At 59.1% G+C, this 21,866-nt stretch carries 23 protein-coding genes; 10 read left to right on the top strand and 13 right to left on the bottom strand.

Features of this window, described 5'->3' with window-relative positions:
- Positions 1-70 precede the first annotated feature (70 nt).
- The 3 genes from PI91_RS05240 to PI91_RS05230 are packed head-to-tail and all read left to right on the top strand — an operon-like array spanning position 71 to position 4,849.
- Positions 71-1,474, top strand: a complete 1,404-nt coding sequence (locus PI91_RS05240) for a TolC family outer membrane protein (RefSeq protein WP_039265578.1) — start codon at positions 71-73, stop codon at positions 1,472-1,474.
- Positions 1,471-3,669, top strand: coding sequence for a type I secretion system permease/ATPase (locus tag PI91_RS05235; protein WP_039265577.1), 2,199 nt, complete (start codon positions 1,471-1,473; stop codon positions 3,667-3,669). Before PI91_RS05240 ends, PI91_RS05235 begins: the two co-directional genes overlap by 4 nt.
- A gap of 10 nt (positions 3,670-3,679) precedes the next feature.
- Complete coding sequence (locus tag PI91_RS05230) at positions 3,680-4,849, top strand: HlyD family efflux transporter periplasmic adaptor subunit (protein WP_086374946.1); 1,170 nt, start codon at positions 3,680-3,682, stop codon at positions 4,847-4,849.
- 83 nt (positions 4,850-4,932) lie between these two features.
- On the opposite strand, the gene PI91_RS05225 is transcribed toward PI91_RS05230, so the two are convergent.
- The 3 genes from PI91_RS05225 to PI91_RS05215 all read right to left on the bottom strand — a co-directional run bounded on the left by PI91_RS05225 (position 4,933) and on the right by PI91_RS05215 (position 7,617).
- The gene (locus PI91_RS05225; protein WP_039265576.1) at positions 4,933-5,442 is read right to left on the bottom strand and encodes a DUF6622 family protein; all 510 of its coding nucleotides are present in this window, start codon (positions 5,440-5,442) and stop codon (positions 4,933-4,935) included.
- Between the two features lie 85 nt (positions 5,443-5,527).
- On the bottom strand, positions 5,528-6,709 hold the full coding sequence (locus PI91_RS05220; RefSeq protein ID WP_039265575.1) for a PLP-dependent aminotransferase family protein: 1,182 nt from the start codon (positions 6,707-6,709) through the stop codon (positions 5,528-5,530).
- Positions 6,710-6,729: 20 nt separating this feature from the next.
- Entirely contained in the window at positions 6,730-7,617 is an 888-nt protein-coding gene (locus PI91_RS05215; RefSeq protein ID WP_039265574.1) for a LysR family transcriptional regulator, read from the bottom strand.
- Between the two features lie 97 nt (positions 7,618-7,714).
- Between PI91_RS05215 and PI91_RS05210 the strand changes: the two genes are divergently transcribed.
- On the top strand, positions 7,715-8,317 hold the full coding sequence (locus PI91_RS05210) for a short chain dehydrogenase (protein WP_039265573.1): 603 nt from the start codon (positions 7,715-7,717) through the stop codon (positions 8,315-8,317).
- On the opposite strand, the gene PI91_RS05205 is transcribed toward PI91_RS05210, so the two are convergent.
- From PI91_RS05205 to PI91_RS05175, 7 genes are all read right to left on the bottom strand, one after another.
- The gene (locus PI91_RS05205; protein ID WP_039265571.1) at positions 8,311-9,045 is read right to left on the bottom strand and encodes a bifunctional 2-polyprenyl-6-hydroxyphenol methylase/3-demethylubiquinol 3-O-methyltransferase UbiG; all 735 of its coding nucleotides are present in this window, start codon (positions 9,043-9,045) and stop codon (positions 8,311-8,313) included. The two genes, PI91_RS05210 and PI91_RS05205, sit on opposite strands and share 7 nt — an antisense overlap.
- Before the next feature lie 126 nt (positions 9,046-9,171).
- Positions 9,172-10,551, bottom strand: a complete 1,380-nt coding sequence (locus PI91_RS05200; protein ID WP_039265570.1) for an amidohydrolase family protein — start codon at positions 10,549-10,551, stop codon at positions 9,172-9,174.
- A 1-nt stretch (position 10,552) separates the two neighbouring features.
- Positions 10,553-11,509 carry a carbamate kinase family protein gene (locus PI91_RS05195; RefSeq protein ID WP_039265569.1) on the bottom strand — a complete coding sequence of 319 codons (957 nt, stop codon included), beginning with the start codon at positions 11,507-11,509 and terminating at the stop codon, positions 10,553-10,555.
- Positions 11,506-13,059 (bottom strand): hypothetical protein, encoded by a 1,554-nt coding sequence (locus tag PI91_RS05190; protein WP_039265568.1) that lies wholly within the window; start codon positions 13,057-13,059, stop codon positions 11,506-11,508. The genes PI91_RS05195 and PI91_RS05190 overlap by 4 nt, the downstream gene beginning before the upstream one ends.
- 11 nt (positions 13,060-13,070) lie before the next feature.
- Positions 13,071-14,486, bottom strand: coding sequence for a DUF1116 domain-containing protein (locus PI91_RS05185; protein WP_039265567.1), 1,416 nt, complete (start codon positions 14,484-14,486; stop codon positions 13,071-13,073).
- Positions 14,486-16,027, bottom strand: coding sequence for an acyl-CoA synthetase FdrA (fdrA, locus tag PI91_RS05180; protein WP_039265566.1), 1,542 nt, complete (start codon positions 16,025-16,027; stop codon positions 14,486-14,488). The genes PI91_RS05185 and fdrA overlap by 1 nt, the downstream gene beginning before the upstream one ends.
- Before the next feature lie 108 nt (positions 16,028-16,135).
- Positions 16,136-16,741 carry an ankyrin repeat domain-containing protein gene (locus tag PI91_RS05175; RefSeq protein ID WP_008502560.1) on the bottom strand — a complete coding sequence of 202 codons (606 nt, stop codon included), beginning with the start codon at positions 16,739-16,741 and terminating at the stop codon, positions 16,136-16,138.
- A 319-nt stretch (positions 16,742-17,060) separates the two neighbouring features.
- Here PI91_RS05175 and PI91_RS05170 point away from each other — a divergent pair, with 319 nt between their 5' ends.
- Positions 17,061-17,990 carry a LysR substrate-binding domain-containing protein gene (locus tag PI91_RS05170; protein WP_008502561.1) on the top strand — a complete coding sequence of 310 codons (930 nt, stop codon included), beginning with the start codon at positions 17,061-17,063 and terminating at the stop codon, positions 17,988-17,990.
- Here the strand turns inward: PI91_RS05170 and PI91_RS05165 are convergent.
- Positions 17,987-18,145 (bottom strand): YqaE/Pmp3 family membrane protein, encoded by a 159-nt coding sequence (locus tag PI91_RS05165; protein WP_008502562.1) that lies wholly within the window; start codon positions 18,143-18,145, stop codon positions 17,987-17,989. The genes PI91_RS05170 and PI91_RS05165 overlap by 4 nt on opposite strands.
- Positions 18,146-18,326: 181 nt before the next feature.
- Here PI91_RS05165 and PI91_RS05160 point away from each other — a divergent pair, with 181 nt between their 5' ends.
- The 3 genes from PI91_RS05160 (at position 18,327) to PI91_RS05150 (ending at position 19,416) form a co-directional block, all read left to right on the top strand.
- A complete protein-coding gene (locus PI91_RS05160; RefSeq protein WP_039265565.1) occupies positions 18,327-18,626 on the top strand; it encodes a helix-turn-helix transcriptional regulator in 300 nt (99 codons plus the stop codon).
- Positions 18,627-18,635: 9 nt separating this feature from the next.
- Complete coding sequence (locus tag PI91_RS05155; RefSeq protein WP_023325942.1) at positions 18,636-19,157, top strand: rhodanese family protein; 522 nt, start codon at positions 18,636-18,638, stop codon at positions 19,155-19,157.
- Between the two features lie 79 nt (positions 19,158-19,236).
- Positions 19,237-19,416, top strand: a complete 180-nt coding sequence (locus PI91_RS05150; RefSeq protein WP_008502565.1) for a hypothetical protein — start codon at positions 19,237-19,239, stop codon at positions 19,414-19,416.
- 38 nt (positions 19,417-19,454) lie between these two features.
- On the opposite strand, the gene stpA is transcribed toward PI91_RS05150, so the two are convergent.
- Entirely contained in the window at positions 19,455-19,859 is a 405-nt protein-coding gene (stpA, locus tag PI91_RS05145) for a DNA-binding protein StpA (RefSeq protein ID WP_008502566.1), read from the bottom strand.
- Between the two features lie 493 nt (positions 19,860-20,352).
- On the opposite strand from stpA, the gene alaE reads away from it, so the two are divergent.
- On the top strand, positions 20,353-20,802 hold the full coding sequence (gene alaE, locus PI91_RS05140) for an L-alanine exporter AlaE (protein ID WP_008502567.1): 450 nt from the start codon (positions 20,353-20,355) through the stop codon (positions 20,800-20,802).
- A gap of 32 nt (positions 20,803-20,834) precedes the next feature.
- Here the strand turns inward: alaE and PI91_RS05135 are convergent, their stop codons facing one another.
- On the bottom strand, positions 20,835-21,179 hold the full coding sequence (locus tag PI91_RS05135; protein ID WP_008502568.1) for a DUF2002 family protein: 345 nt from the start codon (positions 21,177-21,179) through the stop codon (positions 20,835-20,837).
- Positions 21,180-21,339: 160 nt separating this feature from the next.
- Here PI91_RS05135 and PI91_RS05130 point away from each other — a divergent pair, with 160 nt between their 5' ends.
- Entirely contained in the window at positions 21,340-21,666 is a 327-nt protein-coding gene (locus PI91_RS05130) for a DUF883 domain-containing protein (protein ID WP_039265564.1), read from the top strand.
- Positions 21,667-21,866: the final 200 nt, after the last annotated feature.

The raw sequence follows: 21,866 nt of genomic DNA, 5'->3' as shown, positions 1-21,866 counted from the left end.
AACAGATGACCCGGGCGCACAGCGCCCGGGCATTAATAATAAAGCTGTACTTTTTTATTAGGGACATGACATGGGAATGAAGATGCCTTACTGGTGGCTCTCGTGCTGCCTGATATCTGTGCCCGCTTTCTGCGCAAATCCGGCGGCAACCATCAATACCGGACAGCTTCGCGAAACGCAGGAACTCCCCTCGCTCAACGGTCGCGTGGCCCCGGTGGCTGGCAACGCCGCGCCCGGCTCATTACAGCTTGGCGAGGCCGTCAACCGTGCCGTCACCTGGCATCCGGCCATCAGCGAAGCCGTGGGCAAACTCTACCAGCAGAGCGAAGAGGTGGACGTCGCGAAGTCAAAATACTATCCGCAGATTAATGCCGGCGTGGACAACGGGTATTCCCACGACGGCGACCAGAACGGCTTTACGCCGTCGCTGGTGCTTTCCCTCTCACAAATGCTCTACGACTTCGGCAAGGTGGCCAGCCAGGTACGCGCCGAAAGCGCCGGCGTGGCCCAGCAGCAGGCTAACGTGCTGGTGAGTATCGACACCATCGCCCACGATACCGCCGTCGCCATGGTACAGGTGCAAACCTGGCAGCAGATGGTCGACACCGCCAAAGAGCAGCTTGACGCCCTCTCCTCCATTGGCACGCTGACCCGCCAGCGTAACGACGAGGGGGCTACGTCGCTCTCTGACGTGGTACAGACCGATGCCCGTATCGAAGGTGCGCGCGCCCAGCTGATGCAGTACCAGGCCAGCCTGGAGAGCGCCCGCGCGACGCTGATGAGCTTTCTCGGCTGGAACAGCCTGAACGCGATCAGCAACGACTTTCCGCAAAAGCTGGCCCGCAGCTGCGATGTCGCCGAGCCGGATGACCGCCTGGTTCCTGCGGTGCTCGCCGCCTGGGCGCAGGCTAACGTCGCCCAGGCTAACCTCGACTACGCCGACGCGCAGATGACGCCCACCGTCTCGCTGGAGCCGGAGGTGCGCCACTACATGAACGATCGCTACGCGGGCAGCGACACGCGGGATCGCACCCAGTATTCCGCCTGGGTGAAAGTGCAGATGCCGCTCTATCAGGGCGGCGGCCTCACCGCCCGGCGTAACGCCGCCGGACATGCGGTGGAGGCGGCACAGTCCACCATTCAGCGCACGCGCCTTGACGTTCGCCAGAAACTGCTGGAAGCCCGCAGCCAGGTGATGAGCCTGCAAAGCACGCTGCAAATTCAGGGTCGCCAGGAGGCGCTCAGCGCCCGCACCCGCGAACTGTACCAGCAGCAGTATCTGGACCTCGGCTCGCGCCCCCTGCTCGACGTGCTCAACGCCGAACAGGAGGTTTATCAGGCGCGCTTCACCCAGCAGCAGACCGTTGGTCAGCTGCACCAGCTACAGCTCAACTGCCTGTATAACACCGGGCAATTGCGTCATGCGTTCGACCTTGATAACCGCACCATCCAGACTGTGGAGATCCAGCCATGAAGCAGCGTGATATCCCTCAAGGTGAAAACATGACGGATGCGGCCCTGGCCCAGTGGGCGCAGGCCTTTGGCTTTATCGCCACCCGCTACCGCGTCGCCTGCTCGCCCGGCGCGCTGATCGCAGGCGCACCGTGGCTGAAAGGCAAACCGATGGTGCCCGCCCTCACCCAGCTGGCGCGTGAGGCGGGGCTGTCGTTTCAGCTGCTCACCGCTGACCAGCAGTCAATCAACAGCTGGCGTCTGCCGGTTGTAGTGGCGCTGAATGACGGCCGGGTCGGGGCGATCGAGCACTTCGACGGCGACGACACGCTGGAAGTCAGCTTCTTCGACGATGAGACCTACACCAACCGGCTGTCGATGACGGCCATGCTGCCCGCTATCCGCCACGTCATTGCCCTGCGTCCCCTTGCCGCGCTGAAGGACAGCCGCGTGGATGCCTATATCTCAAAATATCGCCCGGACTGGCTCTACCGGCTGGTGATGCGCGATCTCCGCCCCTACAGCTGGGTGATGCTCGCCGCGCTGTTTATCAACGTGCTGTCGCTTTCCGGGATCGTCTTTTCCATGCAGGTCTATGACCGGGTGATCCCCGCCCAGTCCTACCCGACGCTGTACGTCCTGACCATCGGGGTGCTGATCGCCACCCTGTTTGGTTTCGTGCTGCGCGTGGCGCGCGGCCACATTATGGATCTGCTCGGCAAGCGCTCGGATATGCGCGTTTCGGATCGCGTCTTCGGCCACGCGCTGCGGCTGCGCAACAGCGCGATTCCCCGCTCAACCGGGAGCTTTATCTCACAGCTGCGCGAGCTGGAGCAGATCCGCGAGATGGTCACCTCGTCCACCATCTCGACGATTGTCGACCTGCCCTTCTTTTTACTGTTCGTGGTGGTGCTGGCGATCATCGCCCCGCAGCTGGCGTGGATCGCTCCGGTCGCGGCGGTGATCATGGTCCTGCCCGGTCTGCTGCTGCAGAAGAAGCTGGCGGAGCTGGCAAAGCAGTCGGCCCATGAATCAACCCTGCGCAATGCGGTGCTGGTGGAGAGCGTGCAGGGGCTGGAGGACATCAAGCTGATGCAGGCGGAAAACCGCTTTTTGCAGCAGTGGAACAGCTATATCCAGATCACCGCCGAATCCGGCCTGCGCACCCGCGAGCTGACGCAGAACCTGATCAGCTGGGGGATGACCATTCAGAGCCTGGTTTACGCCGCCGTGATTGTGGTCGGCGCGCCGATGGTGATCGACGGTACCCTGACCACCGGCTCGGTGGTCGCCGCGTCGATGCTGGCCTCCCGCATGATCGCCCCGATGGCGACGCTGTGCGGCGTGCTGGCCCGCTGGCAGCAGGTCAAAGCGGCAAAAGAGGGGCTGGACAGCATCATGCAGCTTCCCACCGAAAACCAGCGCGAGGAGACGCCGATCCGCCAGGACGTGCTGCGCGGCCACTACCTCTTCGAGCAGGCGCAGTTCCGCTATCAGCCGGACGATCCGCGCATGGCGCTGCGCATTAACCGCCTGGAGATCGAGCCGGGTGAGAAAGTGGCGATCCTCGGGCGCAACGGCGCGGGCAAATCGACCCTGCTGCAGGCGATGGCGGGCGGGATGGACCTGGCGGCGGGCGAGCTGCGGCTCGACGGCTTCAGCCTGCCGCATCTCGACGTGGCGGACGTGCGGCGCAACGTCGGCTTTATGACCCAGAACGCGCGGCTGTTTTACGGCACCCTGCGCGAGAACATCACCCTCGGCATGCCGCGCGCCACCGACGAAGAGATCTTCGAGGCGCTGGAGCTGACCGGCGCGGCGGGCTTCGTGCAGAAGCTGCCCAAGGGGCTGGACTACCCGATCATGGAAAACGGCGTGGGACTCTCCGGCGGGCAGCGCCAGTCGATTCTGCTGGCGCGGATGCTGCTGCGCGATCCGAATATCGTGCTGATGGATGAACCCACCGCCTCGCTGGACGAGCACACCGAGCGGGAATTTATCCAGCGGCTGGGCGACTGGCTCGGGCACCGCACCCTGATCGTCGCCACCCATCGCGTACCGGTGCTGGAGCTGGTGGAGCGCGTGGTCGTGTTGAAAGATGGGATGCTGGTGATGGACGCGCCAAAAGCCCAGGCGCTGAGCAACAGCCGCATGCAGCAGCAACAGCAACAGGCAGCAACCGGACGGGAGTGGAAAAATGAAAATCAGTCAGCGTGACGTGGCGGCAATGGACGATCTGGATAACGCCCTCGACTCCGAAAGCGGCTACACCGGCGCGCGTCGGATTGTGATCTTCTCGCTGCTGATGTTTGTGGTGCTGGGCGTCTGGGCGTGGTTTGGCGTGCTGGATGAGGTGTCAACCGGATCGGGGAAAGTGATCCCCAGCTCGCGCGAGCAGGTTTTACAGTCGCTGGACGGGGGGATCCTCACCGAGCTGAACGTCCACGAGGGCGATCAGGTGCAGGCCGGGCAGGTGCTGGCGCGGCTTGATCCGACCCGTTCCGAGTCAAACGTCGGCGAAAGCGCGGCGCGCTACCGCGCCTCGCTGGCCTCCAGCGCCCGCCTGTACGCCGAGGTAAACGATCTGCCGCTGAAATTCCCGCCTTCGCTGGCGAAATGGCCGGATCTGATTGCCGACGAAACCCGGCTGTACAACTCGCGCCGCGCGCAGCTGGAGGATACCCAGCGGGAGCTTCGCGCCGCGTTAGATCTGGCTAACAAAGAGCTGGCCATTACCCAGCGGCTGGTAAAGACCGGGGCCGCCAGCCACGTGGAGGTGCTGCGCCTGCAGCGGCAGAAAAGCGATCTGGAGCTGAAGCTCACCGACGTGCGTTCGCAGTATTACGTCCAGGCCCGCGAGGCGCTCTCCAAAGCCAATGCGGAAGTGGATATGGTTTCGGCGATCCTCAAGGGCCGCCAGGATTCCGTCACCCGCCTGACGGTTAAATCTCCGGTGCGCGGGATCGTCAAAAACATCAAGGTCACCACCATCGGCGGGGTGATCCCGCCCAACGGCGAGCTGATGGAGATTGTGCCGGTGGACGATCACCTGCTGATCGAAACCCGCCTCTCGCCGCGTGATATCGCTTTTATCCACCCGAACCAGGAGGCGCTGGTCAAAATCACCGCCTACGACTACGCCATTTACGGCGGGCTGCACGGCGTGGTCGAGACCATTTCCCCGGACACCATTCAGGATGAGGCCAAGCCGGAGGTGTTTTACTACCGGGTGTTTATCCGCACCAGCCAGGATTACCTGGTCAATAAGGCGGGCAGGCATTTCTCGATTGTGCCGGGGATGATTGCCACGGTAGACATTAAGACCGGCGAGAAAACGGTGCTGGATTATCTGATTAAGCCGTTCAACCGGGCGAAAGAGGCGCTGAGGGAGCGGTAGTCAATCGCCGGGTGGCGGCTGCGCCTTACCCGGCCTACATGGTTTTCTCCCTCTCCCTGTGGGAGAGGGTTGGGGTGAGGGCATCAGACCGGAACCCTGGCGACATACACTCCAACATAGCGCGCAAATTTCCCGATAAAGACGCCGGCAAACAGGCCGCCTGAGACGATCGCCAGCGCGCTCATGGCGGGCTGCTGCAACGTCTGGGGAGAGACTGCGCTCATCACGCCCAGCACATACTTCACCCCGAACGCCAGCATCATAAACGGCAGCGCGGTGTAGTCGGCCTGGCGGTAAAGGCTGCGCGGCGCCTCTGCGCGGGTAATCACAGCCTGCTTAATCAGGACATACCCCAGCGCGGCACCGGCAAGGATCCCCGCCGTCCACAATGCAACAGTCCCGGGAGTCAGCGTGCGATAGACTATCAGATCGTAAATATCCCAGATAAGAAAGATGCCCGGAATAATGGCAAGCCGCTCCAGCGTCACGGTGGCGGGCCGTCGGGCTTTAAGGCCGCGGGAGATAAGGAAGATAAACAGCACCCACACCCAGACGGGCGTGTGCGTCACAACACCGATCAGAAATTCAAACATGGAGATCTCCATGGACGATTGCGGCCCGTGCCGCCCTGAACGCGTATTGCGCATAACGGCAAAACCACCGTTATGCGCAGGTCTTTTACAGCGATTTTTTCAGGCGTCGAACCGCTTCTATCAGCTGCTCATCCGTTGGGGTGACGAATGACATGCGCAGCGTTGTCTGGTCCGGCTCGTTGCAGTAGAAAAATTCGCCCGGTACAAAGACTACGCCGTTACTTAAGGTTTTTTCCAGCCAGCGGGTAGTGTTCATGCCGTTGTTCATTTTCGCCCACAGGAACATGCCCCCCTTCGGCTTGTGGAACGACATCACGTCGCCCAGCTCGGCTTCCAGCTCCGTGGCGAACGTCCGGTATTTCTGGCGATAGGCCTCGCGGATCGTTTTAATCTGATCGGCCAGACGGCCGGTCTTCAGGTACTCGTACGTCATCAGCTGCGACAGCGTGCTGGTGTGCAGATCGGTGGTTTGCTTAAGGTTCACCACCGCGCGCTTCAGCCACTCCGGTACCACCACCCAGCCCACGCGGGTACCCGGCGCGAGGATTTTAGAGAAGGTGGAGGTATACACCACGTTCTCTTCGTTGCCGATATCTTTGGCATGGGCAATTAACGGGCGGAAGACGTCATCGGTATAGTTAATTTCGCTGTACGGATCGTCTTCGATAATCACGAAGTCATAGCGCTTCGAGAGTGCCACCAGCTGTTTACGGCGCGCCTCAGACAGCGTAACGCCACCTGGGTTACCAAAGGTTGGAACGATATAGACCGCTTTGATGGTTTTCTTTGCCACCAACGCCTCAAGTTCATCGACCTTCATGCCGTCACCGTCGGTGCCGACGGATTCAAAGTTGGCCTGCGCCAGGCCAAAGACCTGCAGCGCAGCAAGATAGGTTGGACGCTCAACGACAACCGTATCGCCCGGATTAATTAATGCGCGCGCCAGCACGTCCAGAGATTGTTGAGAGCCGGAGGTAATGACGACATCATCGGCCTTACAGGTGATGCCGCGCCCCTCGCAGATGCGTTTAATTTCCTCGCGCAGCCCCGGCACGCCTTCCGTCAGGCCATACTGGAATGCTTCCCCAAAATGCTGCGATAAGACGGCATCAGAGGCAATTTTCAGCCCTTCGCGATCGAACAGGTCCGGGTTTGGGATACCCCCACCCAGCGAAATCACGCCCGCCATTTTGCTATGTTTTAATAATTCACGGATGGCAGAGGATTGCAGGCCCTGCGCGCTGCGGGCGAGTTTGTTTGCAGACATTCTTTGATTACCTTCTTTTTTTATATTGTGCCCAATCTTAGCAGAATATGGGCAATAAATTCCGTCAGCTTAGGCAGCGGCCGCAAATCCTGACGCCACAATAAATGCACCGGCCTCGGCGCGGGCGTGAACGGTTCCATTACCCGAACCAGCCTGCCGCTTGCCAGTTCTTCCGCCACCAGCACCTCCGGCTGCAGCAACAGCCCCGCCCCCGCGCGCGCCGCCATGCGTAAGCCATAGCCGTCATTGCATCGTAAAACGGCATCGCGTTTCCAGCGCACCTCCCCATCCACGCCCAGCAGCCGCCACTCGTTGCGCGCGGTCCACACCGTGTGCGAAAGACAGAGGTGATCCACCAGATCGTCTGGCGTTTGCGGCGTGCCGTGTTGCGCTAAATAGTCCGGCGCGGCACAGATCACCATGTTGTAGGGGCACAGGTATTTCGCCACCAGATCGTCGTTGTGAATGTCGCCAATGCGAATGGCCAGATCGACGCCCTCTTCCACCAGATCGACCATCCGGTTAGTCAGATCCAGCTCGATGCGTACCTCCGGGTAGCGCTGCAAAAAGGTTGCCGTCAGCGGGGCGATCGCGCAGCCGCCAAACGACGTAGGCGCCGTGACGCGCAGGGTTCCTGCGGGGGTGGCACGCAGCCGTTCAACCGCGCTTTCGGCAATCGACACCTGCTCCAGAACCCGTCGGGCCTCTTCAAAATAGACGCGTCCGGCATCCGTCAGGCTCTGGCGGCGCGTGTTACGCTCCAGCAGGCGGGTGCCCAGCTGTGCTTCCAGCAGCGCAACGTATTTGCCCACCATCACCGCCGACATCTCCAGCCGCGCCGCCGCGCCGGTGAAGCTGCCGCTTTCCACCACGGCAATAAACGTCTCCATGCTGCGAAGCTTATCCATATTCCAAACCTCTGGTTAGCAATCTTCTAACTTTAGCCCAGTTTATCCGACTTTTAATTTATTAAAGAATGAAGGCTCACAACATAAGGAGTCGGCTATGAAAATCGTCATTATTGGTGCCAGCGGTACGGTCGGTCGTTCGGTAACGGATGAGCTGAGTCGTCGCCACGAGGTCATCCGCGTGGGCCGCACGCAGGGCGACGAGCAGGTGGATATCACCTCGCAGGCGAGCGTTCAGGCGCTGTTTGAGAAAATCGGCCCGGTGGATGCCATTGTGTCCGCCAGCGGCGGCCTCTACTTCGGCCCGCTCGCGACCATGAAGGACAGCGACTTTAACCAGGGGCTGCAGGATAAGCTGCTCGGGCAGGTGCGCCTGGCGCTGACCGGCCAGCACTACCTGAACGAAGGCGGCTCGATTACGTTGATAAGCGGGATCGTGGCGCACGAGCCGATTGCGCAGGGGGTAAATGCCACCACGGTGAATGCCGCGCTGGAAGGGTTTGTTCGCGCCGCAGCCTGCGAACTGCCGCGCGGGATCCGCATCAACCTGATTAGCCCAACGGTGCTCACCGAATCGGTCGACACGTACGATGGCTTCTTCCCGGGCTTCGAAAGCGTGCCTGCCGCCACGGTGGCGCAAGCCTATCGTCGCAGCGTGGAAGGCGTGCAGACCGGGCGGGTGTACAAGGTCGGCTACTGAGCCTTGCGGGCGGCGATCAGCACCAGCATCGGGCGCTCCGCCTCTTCGGCCAGCGCGGGCCAGGCGTCAATCTGCGCCTGCGTTGGCCCCCATTCGTTGACGTTGCTTATCGTTAATCCGGCTTTAATCAGCGCGTTAAGCGTGGTGCCCAGCGTACGATGGTATTTGATCACCCCGTCCGCCAGCCAGTTGCTGACGCGCTGGCCTTCGTCCTGATAATGATTCACGCCCCAGAACCGCTCGCCGTTATCGTCGGTCAGCCAGCCCTGACGCGAGGCGCAGGTGTAAATCGGGTGCTCCATGGAAAAGACCAGGCTGCCGCCGGGCTTGAGCGCGCGCTGAACCCTGGCAAATAACGTGTCCAGTTCCGGAAGGTAGTGCAGCGCCAGCGAGCTGTAGACGAGGTCGAGGCTGCTTTCGTCGAGCTTGAGAGCGTCCAGATCGCTCCGCTGATAGTGAATCTGTGGGTCCACCGTAAGCTCCGCTGCGCGGGCGAGCATCTTTTCGGAGATATCAACGCCCGTGACCTTAGAGGCGCCCAGTTCGCGCGCGGCGCGGCAGAACCAGCCGTAGCCGCAGCCGAGATCGACAACCGATTTGCCGGTTAAATCGGGCAGCATTGCCTTAAGCGCGGGCCACTCCGGCGCACCGTCCAGCCCCTGCACCGAGCGCGGAAGCTGGGCGTAGCCTTCGAAAAACGCCGGGTTGTCGTAGATGTTTTGTGCCATGGCAGATCCCTCTTTAATAATGTGACGCCCAGTATAAAACATTGCCGGGTGGCGCTGCGCTTACCCGGCCTACGATTTGAGGGTTTCAGTAGGCCGGGTAAGGCGAAGCCGCCACCCGGCTCGCTTTTAGCCCACCGTACCCCAGACCAGATTGCCCTTATGAAACGTCGCGGTGCGCGGGGAGATGCGCGCCACGGCTTCGGCGGAACAGGAGGCGTCCACCAGCACAAAGCTGGCGTCGTCCTGCGCTTTCGGCCACACGCGTTCGCCTTTGTCGTTCAGCGGCAGCACGTCGCCGGTCGCGATACCTAATGCGCGGGAGAGCGTCTGCTCGTTCGGGCGGATATAGAGCTGGGCGTAGAGATTCGCTTTTTCCAGCATGTCCCCTAAACCGTACGGTGACCAGTGGTCGATTACGCTGTCGGTGCCGGTCATCACAAACACGCCTTTATCGCGCAGCTGCTTCAGCGGCATATGCAGGGTGCCAATCGGCACGGTGGAGGCGATGGTCACCTGCTGCGCCGCCATGCGGGTAGCAATCTCATCCACCTGCTGTTCGTTGAGCGTCGCCAGCGCGAAGGCGTGGCTGATGGTCAGCTTGCCCTTCAGCGCCGGCGTTTTCTCCACCGTTTCGACCATGTAGTTCACCGCCGCCACGCCCGCTGGGCTGGTTTCGTGCAGGTGAATGTCCACCCCTTTGTCGTAGTCCAGCGCAATCTGGAACATCAGTTCGAGGGATTTCTCCATCGCCCCGTCGACGTTGGTCGGGTCCAGCCCGCCCACGTAGTGCGCCCCGGCCTGCATCGCCTCGCGCATCAGCTTTTCGGAATTCGACAGCAGCAGCCCGTGCTGTGGAAACGCCACGATCTCGCAGTCAAATCCGGGCTTGCGGCGCGCCAGCACCGCCTGCAGGTTTTCGAGATTCTTCAGGCCGGAGGTCGGCTCAATATTGCAATGGCTGCGGGCGAGGGTGGAGCCTTTTGACTGGATCAGGTCGATCAGCTTTTCCGCACGCTCCTGGGTGTAGGGCTGCAGCTCAGGCAGCAGCTTCTGTTCCAGACGAATCATATCCTGAATCGTGGTGCCCGCCGGGCGGTTGAGGGAACGCCACGGGCCGCCGTAAAAGGTTTTATCCAGGTGGATGTGCATGTCGCGCATTGCCGGGAGCATCAGCGTGTTGCCCGCGTCGTAGTGCGGCAGCGTGGCGTCGTCGTGGCGCTTGTTATTGCGCAGGGCAACGATCTTCCCGTCTTGAATCTCCAGCGTTTTCAGCTCGGTGCGGGTGCTCGTCGCCACGTTGCCGTCAAAATTAAACCCGGCTTCGAGCAGCACGTTGTCCAGATAGTAATGTTTCGCGGTGATGGTCATCGGTTTCCCCGTCTCGCAGGTTGGTTTTGCGGAGTCGGCAGCATACGCGACGGAACCGGTCGCGCCAAACAGCGCGCAGGCGGTCACCATTTTGCCGCTCTGGCTGATGAATTCACGGCGGCTTTTATTTTCACTCATCTTATCTTCCTTCATTAATAATATGGGTACCGGTTTCCCCGCGCAGCGCGGCGGGCAGGCAGTCCGGCGAGGTGATAATCACGCGCTTGCCGCCGTGGTGTAAAAACGCCAGCGAGGCGACGATTTTGGGCAGCATGCTGCCCGCCGGGAAATGGCCCTCGTCTTTGTAACGCGTCATCTGCGCCACGCTCACCGTGTCCAGCGCCTGCTGGTTTGGCTTGCCGAAGTTGATGCACACCTTCTCCACGCCGGTGGTGATCACCAGCACGTCGGCGCGGATCTCGCGCGCCAGCAGCGCGGTGGAGAGATCTTTATCAATCACCGCGTCGACGCTCTGGTAATCGCCCTGCTCAGTGCGCACCACCGGAATACCGCCGCCGCCCGCGCCAATCACCACAAAGCCTTTTTGCGTCAATGCCTTGATCGCATCGGCCTCGACAATGCGCAGCGGCTGTGGGGAGGCCACCACGCGACGATAGCCCCGGCCAGAATCCTCAACAAAGTGCCAGTCCGGGTGCGCGCGCTGCAGTTCGTCGCGCTGCGCCTCGCTAAAGAACGCGCCGATCGGCTTCGTGGGGTGCGTGAAACCCGGATCGTTTTTATCCACCTCCACCTGCGTGACGACCGTGACCGCTTTTTGCTCCCCGCGTGCGGCCAGGCGGTTGTTCAGCGCCTGCTGGATGAGGTAGCCGATGCCGCCCTGGGTGTCCGCCACGCAGTTTGCCAGCGGGGTCAGCGGGAGCCCTTCCCGCTCGTGGGCGATTTCGGCGCGGCGCAGATCCAGCCCCACCTGCGGACCGTTGCCGTGGGTGAGCACGATGTCATAGTCGGAGGCCAGCATTTCGAGCACCGACTCTGCCACCGCTTTAACCGCCTGCGCCTGATGTTCAATCGACTGGCTGGCGTTGTCTTTGATAATGCTGTTGCCGCCGATGGCAACGACCATAAGCTCTTTCATACGTGCTCCTTCGCAACAGTACCCGACGCAGCGCTCGTCACTTCCCGGCTGTCGAGAAAATGCTTCACCACAAACATGCCGCCCATCATCAGATACGCGGTGACGAACATCAGCGAACTGCCTTCGGCAAAGCCCACCACCGGCGCGTGGATCACCCCAAACAGCGCCAGCAGTGCCCCGCCCGCGGCAGCCACGGCACCACGCAGCGGTTTATTGATGATGGCGAAAATGGCGATACAGCCCCAGAGCATACTGGCGAGCGGTGCCCCGTTCCCCAGATGGACGAGTCCTTCGTAGTAGATCCCTTTGCTGTGCAGCACGTCGGTGCCGATTTTGGCGGCATTGGTGCCCCCCGCCCCCATCACGCTGTTCATCATGGTCAACGCCCAGTTGGCGATCCACGGGAACAGGCAGATGAAGATCACCGGCACTTCCACCTTCGGCGTCTCCCTCACCACCTGGTTGGCGGTGACCACGCCGATAAACACCAGAATCGGCACGATGGCGGTCATCGGGATGATGGCGAGCATAAAGGCTCCCAGCCCGAACAGCGGCACGATGAACATGGTCACGCCGGAAGCCAGGGTGTAGCCGATGCTGGCGCCCATCGCTTTCCAGCCCGGGTGGCCGACGTAGACCGTCACCGGGAACGGGTTGCCCATCAGGCAGCCGAGCATCGACGCCAGACCGTTCGCCAGCATCACCTTGCGCGTCGGGTATTCATCCCCCGCCGCGTGGGCGCTTTCGATGTTCTCCAGGTCAAAGATGTAGTTCGCCAGCCCCAGCGGCACGGCAGAGGCCAGATACGGCAGCGCGTGCGGCAAGCCCTGCAGGAAGCCCTCCACATGCACCTGCGGCGGGTTAAAGCCGAACGATGACATGGAGGCTTTGATCGCTTGCGGGCTCTGCAGGCCGGAGATCCACGCCAGGGCCGTACCGGCAATCAGCAACAGCAGACCGGTCGGGATTTTGGCGAAAATCGGCTTTTTACCGAACCAGTTGATGAAGATCAGCAGCAGCACGATAAACGACACGGTGGGCGCTTCGAACGCCTGCAGCATCGGGTTCATCGCCAGCAGCAGCAGGCCCAGGCCGGAGAGGCACGACAGCAGCACGGTGCGCGGGATCATCTTGCGGATGGTTTCACCGAGGAACGAACCGCCCGCCAGGATCATCGCCTCCACGAAGCACCACACCAGGCCAATCTGAATCGCGAACTCCGCATCGCCCGTTTGCTGATAGACCGGCATCAGCACCAGGAAGGTCACGGTAAAAATTGACGGCGCGCTGGGGCCGGACGGCAGCGCGGTGACGTCCGTGCGCCCGGTCTGGCGCGCCATCTGCATGCCGAACCACGCATAGCAAATACTCGCGGCCAATACCGCCAGCCCGAAGGCTGGCGCAATGCGTCCATAAACAATCTCCTTCGGGATGCCGACGACAAAAATGAGCAACCCCATCATGGTCAGCAGATTGGTCAGGTTGTTGGTCATCAACCCGAAATACGCCGCCCAGTCACCTCTTTTCCACTCCAGTTTCATGTTTTTCATGGATGCATGCCTTATAAAAAGTAGCGATCGCGGAAGGTCAACAGCGCCTTTTCAAAACAGCTAAACGGCGGGTGAACGATGCCCGCCCCTATCATGCCGATGCCCGCGTCTTTGTGGGCAATGGCGGTATTGATGACCGGCAGAATGCCGCTGCCCGCGACCTTCGTGATGTCGATGGCGGTCGGGATCCCCATAAAGGAGAGCAGCGGAATGGTGACGTTCGGGTTTTCGCCAAGGGTGATTTCGCGCATCTGACGGGAGAAGTCGATGGCTTCCTCCACCGTGCCGCCCACCAGCGCCACGATTGCCGGTGCCGTCGCCATCGCAAAGCCGCCGATGCCGTAGGTTTCGGTGATCGCGCTGTCGCCGATGTCCAGCCCGGAATCCTCCGGCTTATAGCCCGCGAACATCGGGCCAATCACCTGCTGCGCCGGGCCGGTGAACCACTGCCCCGGCAGGCCGGAGACGCGCAGGCCGAACTCGTAGCCGTTGCGCGCCATGGTGGTAACCACGGTGCTGTATTCAATGCCGTGGGCAGCGTCCAGCGCGGCTTTACACATCGCCATCCACGTCGGGCCGGAGAAGTAGTCGCTGCTGGCGACAAACTCGAACACCTCGCGCTGCTGCTCAACCGGATAGCCCGCCTGGATCAGCCCCGGGGTCAGCGCCTGGATCAGCAGCGTGGTGCCCGCGTTGTTGCGGTTGTGGCACTCGTCGCCCATGTGCAGCGCCTGGGCCAGCATCAGGCGCAGGTCGATTTCGCCGATAATCTTCATGGCGTCGCGCAGCATCGGGCCGAGCACGTCGCGCATCCAGTTCAGGCGGTCGATGACGCTCTGGTCGTTGGCGCCCATGCGCAGGATCTTCGCCATCTGCTCGCTGAGGTTGGTGAACGCGCGGTTGCCGTAGGTTTTGTTCTCAACAATATGCATAAACATCGACGCAGAGGTGACGCCCGCCATCGAGCCCACGCAGTCGTGCTCGTGGCACGGCGAGAAGGCGATCTCCCCTGAGGCGGCAAGCCGTGCCGCGTCGTCCAGATCTTTCGCCAGACCTTCAAACACCAGCGCACCGGTGACCGCGCCCTTCATCGCGCCGCACATGTTTTCCCAGGAGACTGGCGGACCAGCGTGCAGAATGGTGGTGCGGGTCATCCCCGGCACAACGTTAATCGCCTGGTCATAGCCCACCAGCACCGGATGGGACTGGATAATGCGCTCAAGGGCGATTTGGTTAGCGGCGGCAATCTTCTCCGCCAGCGGTTTTTTCGCCAGCTGGTCGAGCGCTTCCACCACCTGCATATTGCCCTGCCCCGGCGGCGTCCAGTCGAGCGGGGTCACGGGTACGTGCTGCTTTTTAAGATCGTCGCTGAACATCGCGAGACCCACGTTAATGACGTTCAGCGGCTGGTTGAATAAGGTGGTCATTATGCGTTCTCCCCTTTGCAGACAAATTCGCGTGCCAGTAATCCGGTATTGGTGCTGCTGCTGGCCCAGATGACGCCTGCGTCGGTCAGCATCTGGCACTGCTGCGCCAGCGACTGCGGATCCTGATCGGTGCCGAGCACGTAGCCGAGGATCTCAAGCGGACGGTTATCGGCCTTCGCGATGGCCTGCGCCTCTTTGATCGCCTCGATCATCACCCCCACCGGATCCTCGTGCGCGCCGAACCCCAGCACGAAGTCCATCACGATGACGCCCACTTCCGGATCGCGCGCCTCCTGCAGCAGGCGGCTGATGCGGTTGGTCGGGTCGATCATCGGGTGCGGCTTGCCGTTGGTGAACTCATCGTCGCCAAAGTCGAGGAAGGTATGGGCTTTACTGACGCTTATGTCGCTCAGGCGCTTAGCCGGATCCGGCTGGATGTTGCTGTAGACGTCGTCGAATTTCGCAAGCGCCGCAAACATCGCCTCGTCGCACAGGGTGCCGCCGCAGAACAGGCCGCGAATGTACTTCTGCTGCGGGGTCAGGCGGGCGCGCACTTCTTCAATCAATGGCCAGTTGAGCGGGTGCAGATCGAGGGACTCTTTTTTGATGCCGGTAAGCAGAACGGCCTTCAGCGCCGCCTCTTTGGTGCCGCGCGCAAACTGCAGTCCGTCCTCATCGGCGGGCGGTTCATTGCGCCCGAGGAAGCAAACAACCACCGGCTTGCGGCAGGCTTTGGCGCGAGCCAGCACCTTCTCTGCCACGGCTGGCGCAGGCGGCTTGGAGATCAGCGCAATCACCTCTGTGCCCTCGTCGGCTTCCAGCATGTCGATGGCGTCGAGCATCATCAGGCCGCCGATCTTCTCGCTAAGATCGCGCCCGCCGGTGCCAATCAGCTGCGACACGCCACCGCCGAATTCATGGATGCGCACGCTCAGCTCCTGGCTGCCGGTGCCGGACGCGCCGACGATGCCAATCGGCCCGCGACGCACCGCGTTGGCGAAGCACAATCCCGCGCCGTTGATAATGGCGGTGCCGCAGTCCGGCCCCATCATCAGCAGCCCTTTCTTATGCGCCAGCTGCTTCAGCGCCAGCTCGTCGTCGAGCGACACGTTATCGGAGAAGAGCATCACGTTGAGATCGTGTTCCAGCGCCTGGCGCGCTTCGCGGGCAGCGAAGGTGCCGTTGACGGAAATCACCGCGAGGTTGCTCTCCGGGCGATGTTTTTTGGCGCTGGCAATCGTCGCGTAGCGTGCTTCATGGGTGCCGCTGCTCGCTTTATGGGTAAATAAAGCTTCTATTTCCGCCAGCGTTTCATCGTTCGCCGCGTCGCCTTTAATCAAGATCATCAGGTCGCCATTTTTGGCTTCCGCTAATTCCGGCGTGAGCAGCCCGAGATTTTTCAGAACGCCTTTATTCATTTCCGTCGCCATTGCCACAAACGCCTGTTCGACGCCCGGCAATTTATTGGCTTTGGTGGAAACCGACATTAAGGAAACCGAATCGAAATACGTGTTCTTTTTTATGACGATTTTGGTTGGCATTGTTTTCTCCTGAATACGGATAAAAGGGGGCCGCCGTCGTGCAAAATGCACGTCGGTAAAAATGCTTTTTTAAATTAGCGGCCAGCCGGAACGGGCTGACCGGTCGTCTTACGCGCCCGCCGCCAGCAGCAGGTCGGCAATCTCAGTGAAGCCTTTCTCCCGCGCCAGTTCGAGCGGGGTTTTGCCGTATTTGTCGGTCATGTGCGGGTTCGCGCCGTGATCCAGCAGCAGCTTCACAATCTCTTGCTGTTTCGCACCGCCGTCGTTTAACACAATGGCTTCCAGCAGCGGCGTCCAGCCGACAAAGTTGGTGTGGTTAACGTTAATGTCGGTTTTTTCCAGCAGCTCGCGCACGATCTCCACGTGCCCTTTTTCACTGGCAGGGGTAATGCCCACGCCGCCGAAGCGGGTAAGGCGGTCGAGATCCGGATTCGCGGGTAATACCAGCCGCAGGAGGGTTAAATCGTTCGTCAGGCAGCTGATCAGGAAGGGGTTAAAACAGGTCTGGTCCTGTTTATCAATATCTGCCCCGGCGGCAATTAATAACGCCACGCAGGAATAGTGTTTTTTCAGGCTGGCAATCGTAACGGCGGTTCTTTTCTGGCGGTTAGTGGCGTTAATATCCACGCCTTTTTCCAGACAGGCTTTTAGCGCATCGCTATTTCCCTCTTCTGCCGCCAGCAGAAATTCCGTAACCAGTTCAGTTGCAGACATATTCAGACTCCCGATGTTTTATTGCTCTTGACCCGAGAATAGCAACAGCCTGGTCATAAAAGAATCCGCTTAAAAATGATTCATCGACAGTGAATTCATTGTTGAGATAAATTCAACGGTCGGGATAAAACGTGCGTCCGTGCAACCTTTTTCTTATGTTTAACCGCTTTTTAGCGCCTCAGGCTGCATTATTCGTATGGTTGAAAAAGCCTTGCATGACGGGGCTCTGCGTAAAGAGTCAGAACTGTGATCGGCTTCAAATGTGTTGTAAAGGCGTTGTTAAAATATGTTCAAAACTGATGACTGAGGAAGCTGTGATATGAATTCCATCTTTACCGAAGAGAACCTGCTGGCCTTCACCACCGCCGCACGCTTCGGCAGCTTCAGCAAGGCGGCTGCCGAGCTGGGGGTCACCACCTCGGCCATCAGTTACACCATCAAGCGGATGGAAACCGGGCTGGACGTGGTGCTGTTTGTGCGTAACACGCGCAGCATTGAGCTGACCGAGTCCGGGTTCTACTTTTACCGCAAAGCCACCGACCTGCTTAACGACTTCCACGCCATCAAGCGCGGGATTGATACCATTTCACAGGGCATCGAGGCGCGGGTGCGCATCTGTATCAACCAGCTTTTGTATACCCCACGCCATACGGCGCGGCTGCTCCAGGTGCTGAAAAAACAGTTTCCGACCTGCCAGATCACGGTGACGACCGAGGTGTATAACGGCGTCTGGGATTCCATCATTAATAATCAGGCCAATATCGCCATTGGCGCGCCGGACACGCTGCTCGACGGCGGTGGGATTGACTACACCGAGATCGGCGCCATCCGCTGGGTGTTTGCCATTGCGCCGGCGCATCCGCTGGCGTTCGTTCCGGAACCGATAGCGGAGAGCCAGCTGCGCCTGTATCCCAACATCATGGTGGAAGATACCGCACACACCATTAACAAGAAGGTGGGCTGGCTGCTGCACGGTCAGGAGGCGATTCTGGTGCCGGACTTTAATACCAAATGCCAGTGTCAGATCCTGGGCGAAGGGATAGGTTTTTTACCAGAGTATATGGCGCGGGACGCGGTGGAAGACGGGCTGCTGGTGACGCGGCGTATCAATAACCCGCGTCAGGACTCGCGCATGCTGCTCGCCACGCAGCATGCCGCGACAGGCCAGGTCACGCGCTGGATCAAACAGCAGTTTGGTCCAGCGGGGGTACTGACCGATATCTATAGCGATTTACTGTGGCGCGCTTAGCTTTTGCTCTGTACCCAAAATGCGTGAATGAGGCCGGGGAAGTAGCCCAGCAGCGTCAGAAGAATGTTGATGATAAACGCCCAGCCAAGCCCTTTGCCCAACAGCACGCCCAGCGGCGGCAGCAGGATGGTAAAAACAATACGCCAAAAACCCATATTAACACTCCGTGCAAGCTAATCCATTGAAAATAATAGAGAGAACCAGTTCTAAGCATAGCCAGTTTACCTGTCTGCGCCAGTTCCCTGCTCCGCGTTTACCCTCTTTTACGCTTTTGACGCTGGCGGAATGCGCACAATTACTTTAGCATCACCTTAATTAAGTAAATTCTAAAGTACTATGACTGAACTCGAACAGCTTCAGGCCAGCGCAGAGCAGGCCGCAACGCTTTTAAAAGCGATGAGCAACCCGCGTCGGCTTCTGATCCTCTGCACGCTGTGCGGCGCCCCCGGCACCAGCGCGGGGGAGCTGGCCCGCGCGACGGGCCTGAGTCCTTCCGCCACGTCGCAGCATCTGGCGCGCATGCGTCAGGAAGGCCTGATCGCCAGCACCCGCGAGGCGCAGCGCATTCTCTATTTCATTAAAAACGACGCGGTGCATCAGCTTATCAGCACCCTGAAAACCCTTTATTGCCCGTAAGGAGCCGCCATGTCACTTCCCCTTCTTTCGCCGCGCGAGGCCAATGCCCGCATCGCCGATGGCGCAAAACTGATTGATATTCGTGATGCCGACGAGTACGCCCGCGAGCATATTCCCGCCGCGCGGTCCGTGCCGCTGGATACCTTACCCGGCGGACTTAAAACGCAGGCGGGCGAAACGGTGATTTTTCACTGCCAGTCTGGCGCCCGCACCTCAGGCAATGCCGATCGCCTTGCGCAGGCTGCCGCCCCTGCTCAGGCATTTGTGGTCGAAGGAGGCATTCAGGGCTGGAAGCAGGCGGGTCTGCAGACAGTCGAAGACAAAACCCAGCCGCTGCCGCTGATGCGTCAGGTGCAAATCGCTGCCGGGCTGCTCATTCTCTGCGGCGTAGTGCTGGGCTATAGCGTCTCAGACGGCTTTTTCCTGCTCAGCGGCTTCGTGGGGGCCGGGCTGCTGTTCGCCGGTGTGACCGGTTTTTGCGGCATGGCGCGGCTGCTGAAGGTGATGCCCTGGAACAGGCGTACCTCATAAGCAGTAATCGGTGAAATACGCTGTACCCTATGTCTTACGTGGGCTAAGGTGAAGATCGCTAAAACGATGAGGAGGTAATATGTTTTCTGTCGGTGATTATGTACAACCGCGTAAAGGCGGCCCGAAGCTGAAAGTGCTCGAAGTGAACGGTGAAAGCGTGGTGGCGGTACAGGCCAGCAATGAACAAGGCGAGAAATATACCCTGAAAGCCGCCGAGCTGGCGCCGTATACCGAAGACGGTGATTTCGGCGTCTGCTGAAAAGAGTGCCGGGCGGTATGTTCCGCCCGGTTCACGCATTAGATCAGAAAATCATCCAGTGATTTCCCCTCTGCCAGCGCGCTGGCAATAGGCTTCGGCGTACGGCCCTGGCCGGTCCATGTTTTCTCTTCACCGTTCTGGTCAATAAAGCGGTATTTCGCTTCACGCGGCTTACGCTTTTTCGTGGATTTACCCGTCTGCGCCAGTTCAGAGCCCAGCAGATCGGTCGGTGAAATACCATCGGCTTTCATCCGCTCCAGCAGAGCATTAATTTTCTCCTGCTGCTCGGCTCTCTGCTGCTCTAATTCCGCCAGCTCACTACGTTTCTCTTCGGCAACGACCCTGACTTTTTCCAGCATTTCCTCAAGAACGTCCAGGGATAATTCGCGTGCCATGGCGCGCAGAGTTCGGATATTATTAAGATTCTGTAACGTCAAAGACATATTATTTGAAAACCTTTTGTTTAGGGTAAATAGATAAATCACCGACAGAATAATTCATTTCCGCTGAAATATCTACCCGCGGGCTGCCCTGCCAATAGCGTAAATATGTTTAACTGTCGCCGTTAATATTATCTTATAACGTCTGAGCGATACGCAGGGATTCAATCATCACTGCAATATAAAGGGTCAACCTTAATCAAAATTTCAGCATTCTGCGCTACCCACAAAAGCACTGACTCACCTTTCAACATCAAGATAGTTAAGCTCATGATTTAAAACCAAAAACCATCGCACGAGACAGATTATAACGAAGCGAACAAAAAACCATCAATTTTAGAGAATTTTGTGGACAAAACGCGATTAAATAAAAATTAATCACTAGTTGTTAGTTCAAACGTAGAGATATACGCTATACAAGTCAAACAAACCAACCTAAAGCACTAACCGCTTCGGGAAAATCGTTTCTTTTGTGTTCTTCTCAAGGAGTTCAGACATGTTCTCACCGCAATCACGCCTTCGCCATGCTGTGGCGGATACTTTCGCGATGGTTGTCTACTGTTCCGTTGTGAACATGTTGATCGAAATATTCCTCTCCGGAATGTCCTTCGAGCAGTCACTTTCTTCTCGTCTGGTGGCGATTCCGGTCAATATTATTATTGCCTGGCCTTACGGTTTATACCGCGATGCCGTCATGCGCTTCGCGCGGCGTATCAGCCCCGCAGGCTGGGTGAAAAACCTGGCAGACGTTCTGGCCTATGTGACGTTCCAGTCGCCGGTTTACGTGGCCATTCTGCTGACGGTGGGCGCGGACTGGCACCAGATCGCGGCGGCGGTCAGTTCGAATATTGTGATTTCAATGCTGATGGGGGCGGTGTATGGCTATTTCCTCGACTACTGTCGCCGCCTGTTTAAGGTCAGCCAGTACAGCCAGGCTAAAGCGTGATGTGAAGCGACTGGCGCAGGCCAGTCGCAAATTTACTGTACGTCGCCAAACAGTCCCTTCAAAAACCGCTCCAGCGCCATACGCGAGCTGAAGCCATGCGGAATACCATAATGCTCATGCGTCTCTCCGCCTAAATAGAGCGGAAATTGCTGATAATGATCGCAGGTTTTAATATCCGAGGCAGGCTCAGCAAATGACAGACTTCTGTCTTTCAGCGTCGGGTGAATAATGAGAGCGGTACGTCCCATTCTTGCTTCACGATTAACGTAAACATAATTCTCGCCACGGCGATATCCATACGCTTTTGGCGTCACCTCATCCATGGTGAATCCCTCTTTTTCAAGAACGCGTGCCACCTCGTCAGGTCGTAAATACATATCTTTTCCTCGTTATCTTTTCCTGCCCGGCAACCTTACAGTATTCAGCATTAGCAGGGCTTTCAGAATAGTCCATAAACTGGCGGATATCGCGTGATGCGCTTCAGATATTAAATTTCTGAACTAAACTGAACGGGAACACAAAATTACGGAGGATCGTATGTTTAACAGACCGAACCGAAACGATATTAACGACGACGCTCAGGATATTCGTAATGATGTCAGCCAATTAGCAGACACGCTGGAAGAGGTGCTGAAATCCTGGGGAAGTGACGCGAAGGACGAAGCGGATGCCGCAAAACGTAAGGCTCAGTCTCTGCTCCGTGAAACCCGCGCACGCCTAAATGGCCGCAAGCGTACCACACAGGCTGCCTGCGATGCGGTCAGCTGCGCAACGACCTTCGTGCGCGAAAAACCGCTCTGCACGCTCGGCACGGTAGCGGCAGTCGGGATCTTCGTCGGCGCTCTGCTTAGCCTGCGTAAGTAAGCGCGAGCCATCAGCCCCGGTCGCCGCTGGCACCGGGGCTTTTTAATGCCCGCAAGCCTGAAAAACCCGTACAACACCCCCTGCCCCGCTGTGCTCATCATCAGGGCATCATCAATCTAAATTTCCCATATCTTGTATGGTTGAAACTTAAGACAACTACATCTAGTATTCCTTTTAGCAAGATACACACAACCTGACGC

The sequence above is a fragment of the Enterobacter sp. FB genome (assembly GCF_000805795.1).
GTDB lineage: Bacteria > Pseudomonadota > Gammaproteobacteria > Enterobacterales > Enterobacteriaceae > Enterobacter > Enterobacter roggenkampii.
Note: the sequence above shows the minus strand (reverse complement) of the source record. Positions and strands in the feature narration are given on the sequence as shown.

Excerpts from the sequence above, each read along its gene's own strand:
- PI91_RS05190 (WP_039265568.1), bottom strand. The coding sequence starts at position 13,059 with ATGAAAAACATGAAACTGGAGTGGAAAAGAGGTGACTGGGCGGCGTAT.
- PI91_RS05210 (WP_039265573.1), top strand. The coding sequence starts at position 7,715 with ATGAAAATCGTCATTATTGGTGCCAGCGGTACGGTCGGTCGTTCGGTA.
- fdrA (WP_039265566.1), bottom strand. The coding sequence starts at position 16,027 with ATGCCAACCAAAATCGTCATAAAAAAGAACACGTATTTCGATTCGGTT.
- PI91_RS05130 (WP_039265564.1), top strand. The coding sequence starts at position 21,340 with ATGTTTAACAGACCGAACCGAAACGATATTAACGACGACGCTCAGGAT.
- PI91_RS05220 (WP_039265575.1), bottom strand. The coding sequence starts at position 6,709 with ATGTCTGCAAACAAACTCGCCCGCAGCGCGCAGGGCCTGCAATCCTCT.
- PI91_RS05235 (WP_039265577.1), top strand. The coding sequence starts at position 1,471 with ATGAAGCAGCGTGATATCCCTCAAGGTGAAAACATGACGGATGCGGCC.
- PI91_RS05205 (WP_039265571.1), bottom strand. The coding sequence starts at position 9,045 with ATGGCACAAAACATCTACGACAACCCGGCGTTTTTCGAAGGCTACGCC.
- PI91_RS05160 (WP_039265565.1), top strand. The coding sequence starts at position 18,327 with ATGACTGAACTCGAACAGCTTCAGGCCAGCGCAGAGCAGGCCGCAACG.
- PI91_RS05135 (WP_008502568.1), bottom strand. The coding sequence starts at position 21,179 with ATGTATTTACGACCTGACGAGGTGGCACGCGTTCTTGAAAAAGAGGGA.
- PI91_RS05185 (WP_039265567.1), bottom strand. The coding sequence starts at position 14,486 with ATGACCACCTTATTCAACCAGCCGCTGAACGTCATTAACGTGGGTCTC.
- PI91_RS05175 (WP_008502560.1), bottom strand. The coding sequence starts at position 16,741 with ATGTCTGCAACTGAACTGGTTACGGAATTTCTGCTGGCGGCAGAAGAG.
- PI91_RS05165 (WP_008502562.1), bottom strand. The coding sequence starts at position 18,145 with ATGGGTTTTTGGCGTATTGTTTTTACCATCCTGCTGCCGCCGCTGGGC.
- PI91_RS05170 (WP_008502561.1), top strand. The coding sequence starts at position 17,061 with ATGAATTCCATCTTTACCGAAGAGAACCTGCTGGCCTTCACCACCGCC.
- stpA (WP_008502566.1), bottom strand. The coding sequence starts at position 19,859 with ATGTCTTTGACGTTACAGAATCTTAATAATATCCGAACTCTGCGCGCC.
- PI91_RS05225 (WP_039265576.1), bottom strand. The coding sequence starts at position 5,442 with ATGTTTGAATTTCTGATCGGTGTTGTGACGCACACGCCCGTCTGGGTG.
- PI91_RS05230 (WP_086374946.1), top strand. The coding sequence starts at position 3,680 with ATGGACGATCTGGATAACGCCCTCGACTCCGAAAGCGGCTACACCGGC.
- PI91_RS05150 (WP_008502565.1), top strand. The coding sequence starts at position 19,237 with ATGTTTTCTGTCGGTGATTATGTACAACCGCGTAAAGGCGGCCCGAAG.
- PI91_RS05200 (WP_039265570.1), bottom strand. The coding sequence starts at position 10,551 with ATGAGTGAAAATAAAAGCCGCCGTGAATTCATCAGCCAGAGCGGCAAA.
- PI91_RS05155 (WP_023325942.1), top strand. The coding sequence starts at position 18,636 with ATGTCACTTCCCCTTCTTTCGCCGCGCGAGGCCAATGCCCGCATCGCC.
- PI91_RS05240 (WP_039265578.1), top strand. The coding sequence starts at position 71 with ATGGGAATGAAGATGCCTTACTGGTGGCTCTCGTGCTGCCTGATATCT.
- PI91_RS05215 (WP_039265574.1), bottom strand. The coding sequence starts at position 7,617 with ATGGATAAGCTTCGCAGCATGGAGACGTTTATTGCCGTGGTGGAAAGC.
- alaE (WP_008502567.1), top strand. The coding sequence starts at position 20,353 with ATGTTCTCACCGCAATCACGCCTTCGCCATGCTGTGGCGGATACTTTC.
- PI91_RS05195 (WP_039265569.1), bottom strand. The coding sequence starts at position 11,509 with ATGAAAGAGCTTATGGTCGTTGCCATCGGCGGCAACAGCATTATCAAA.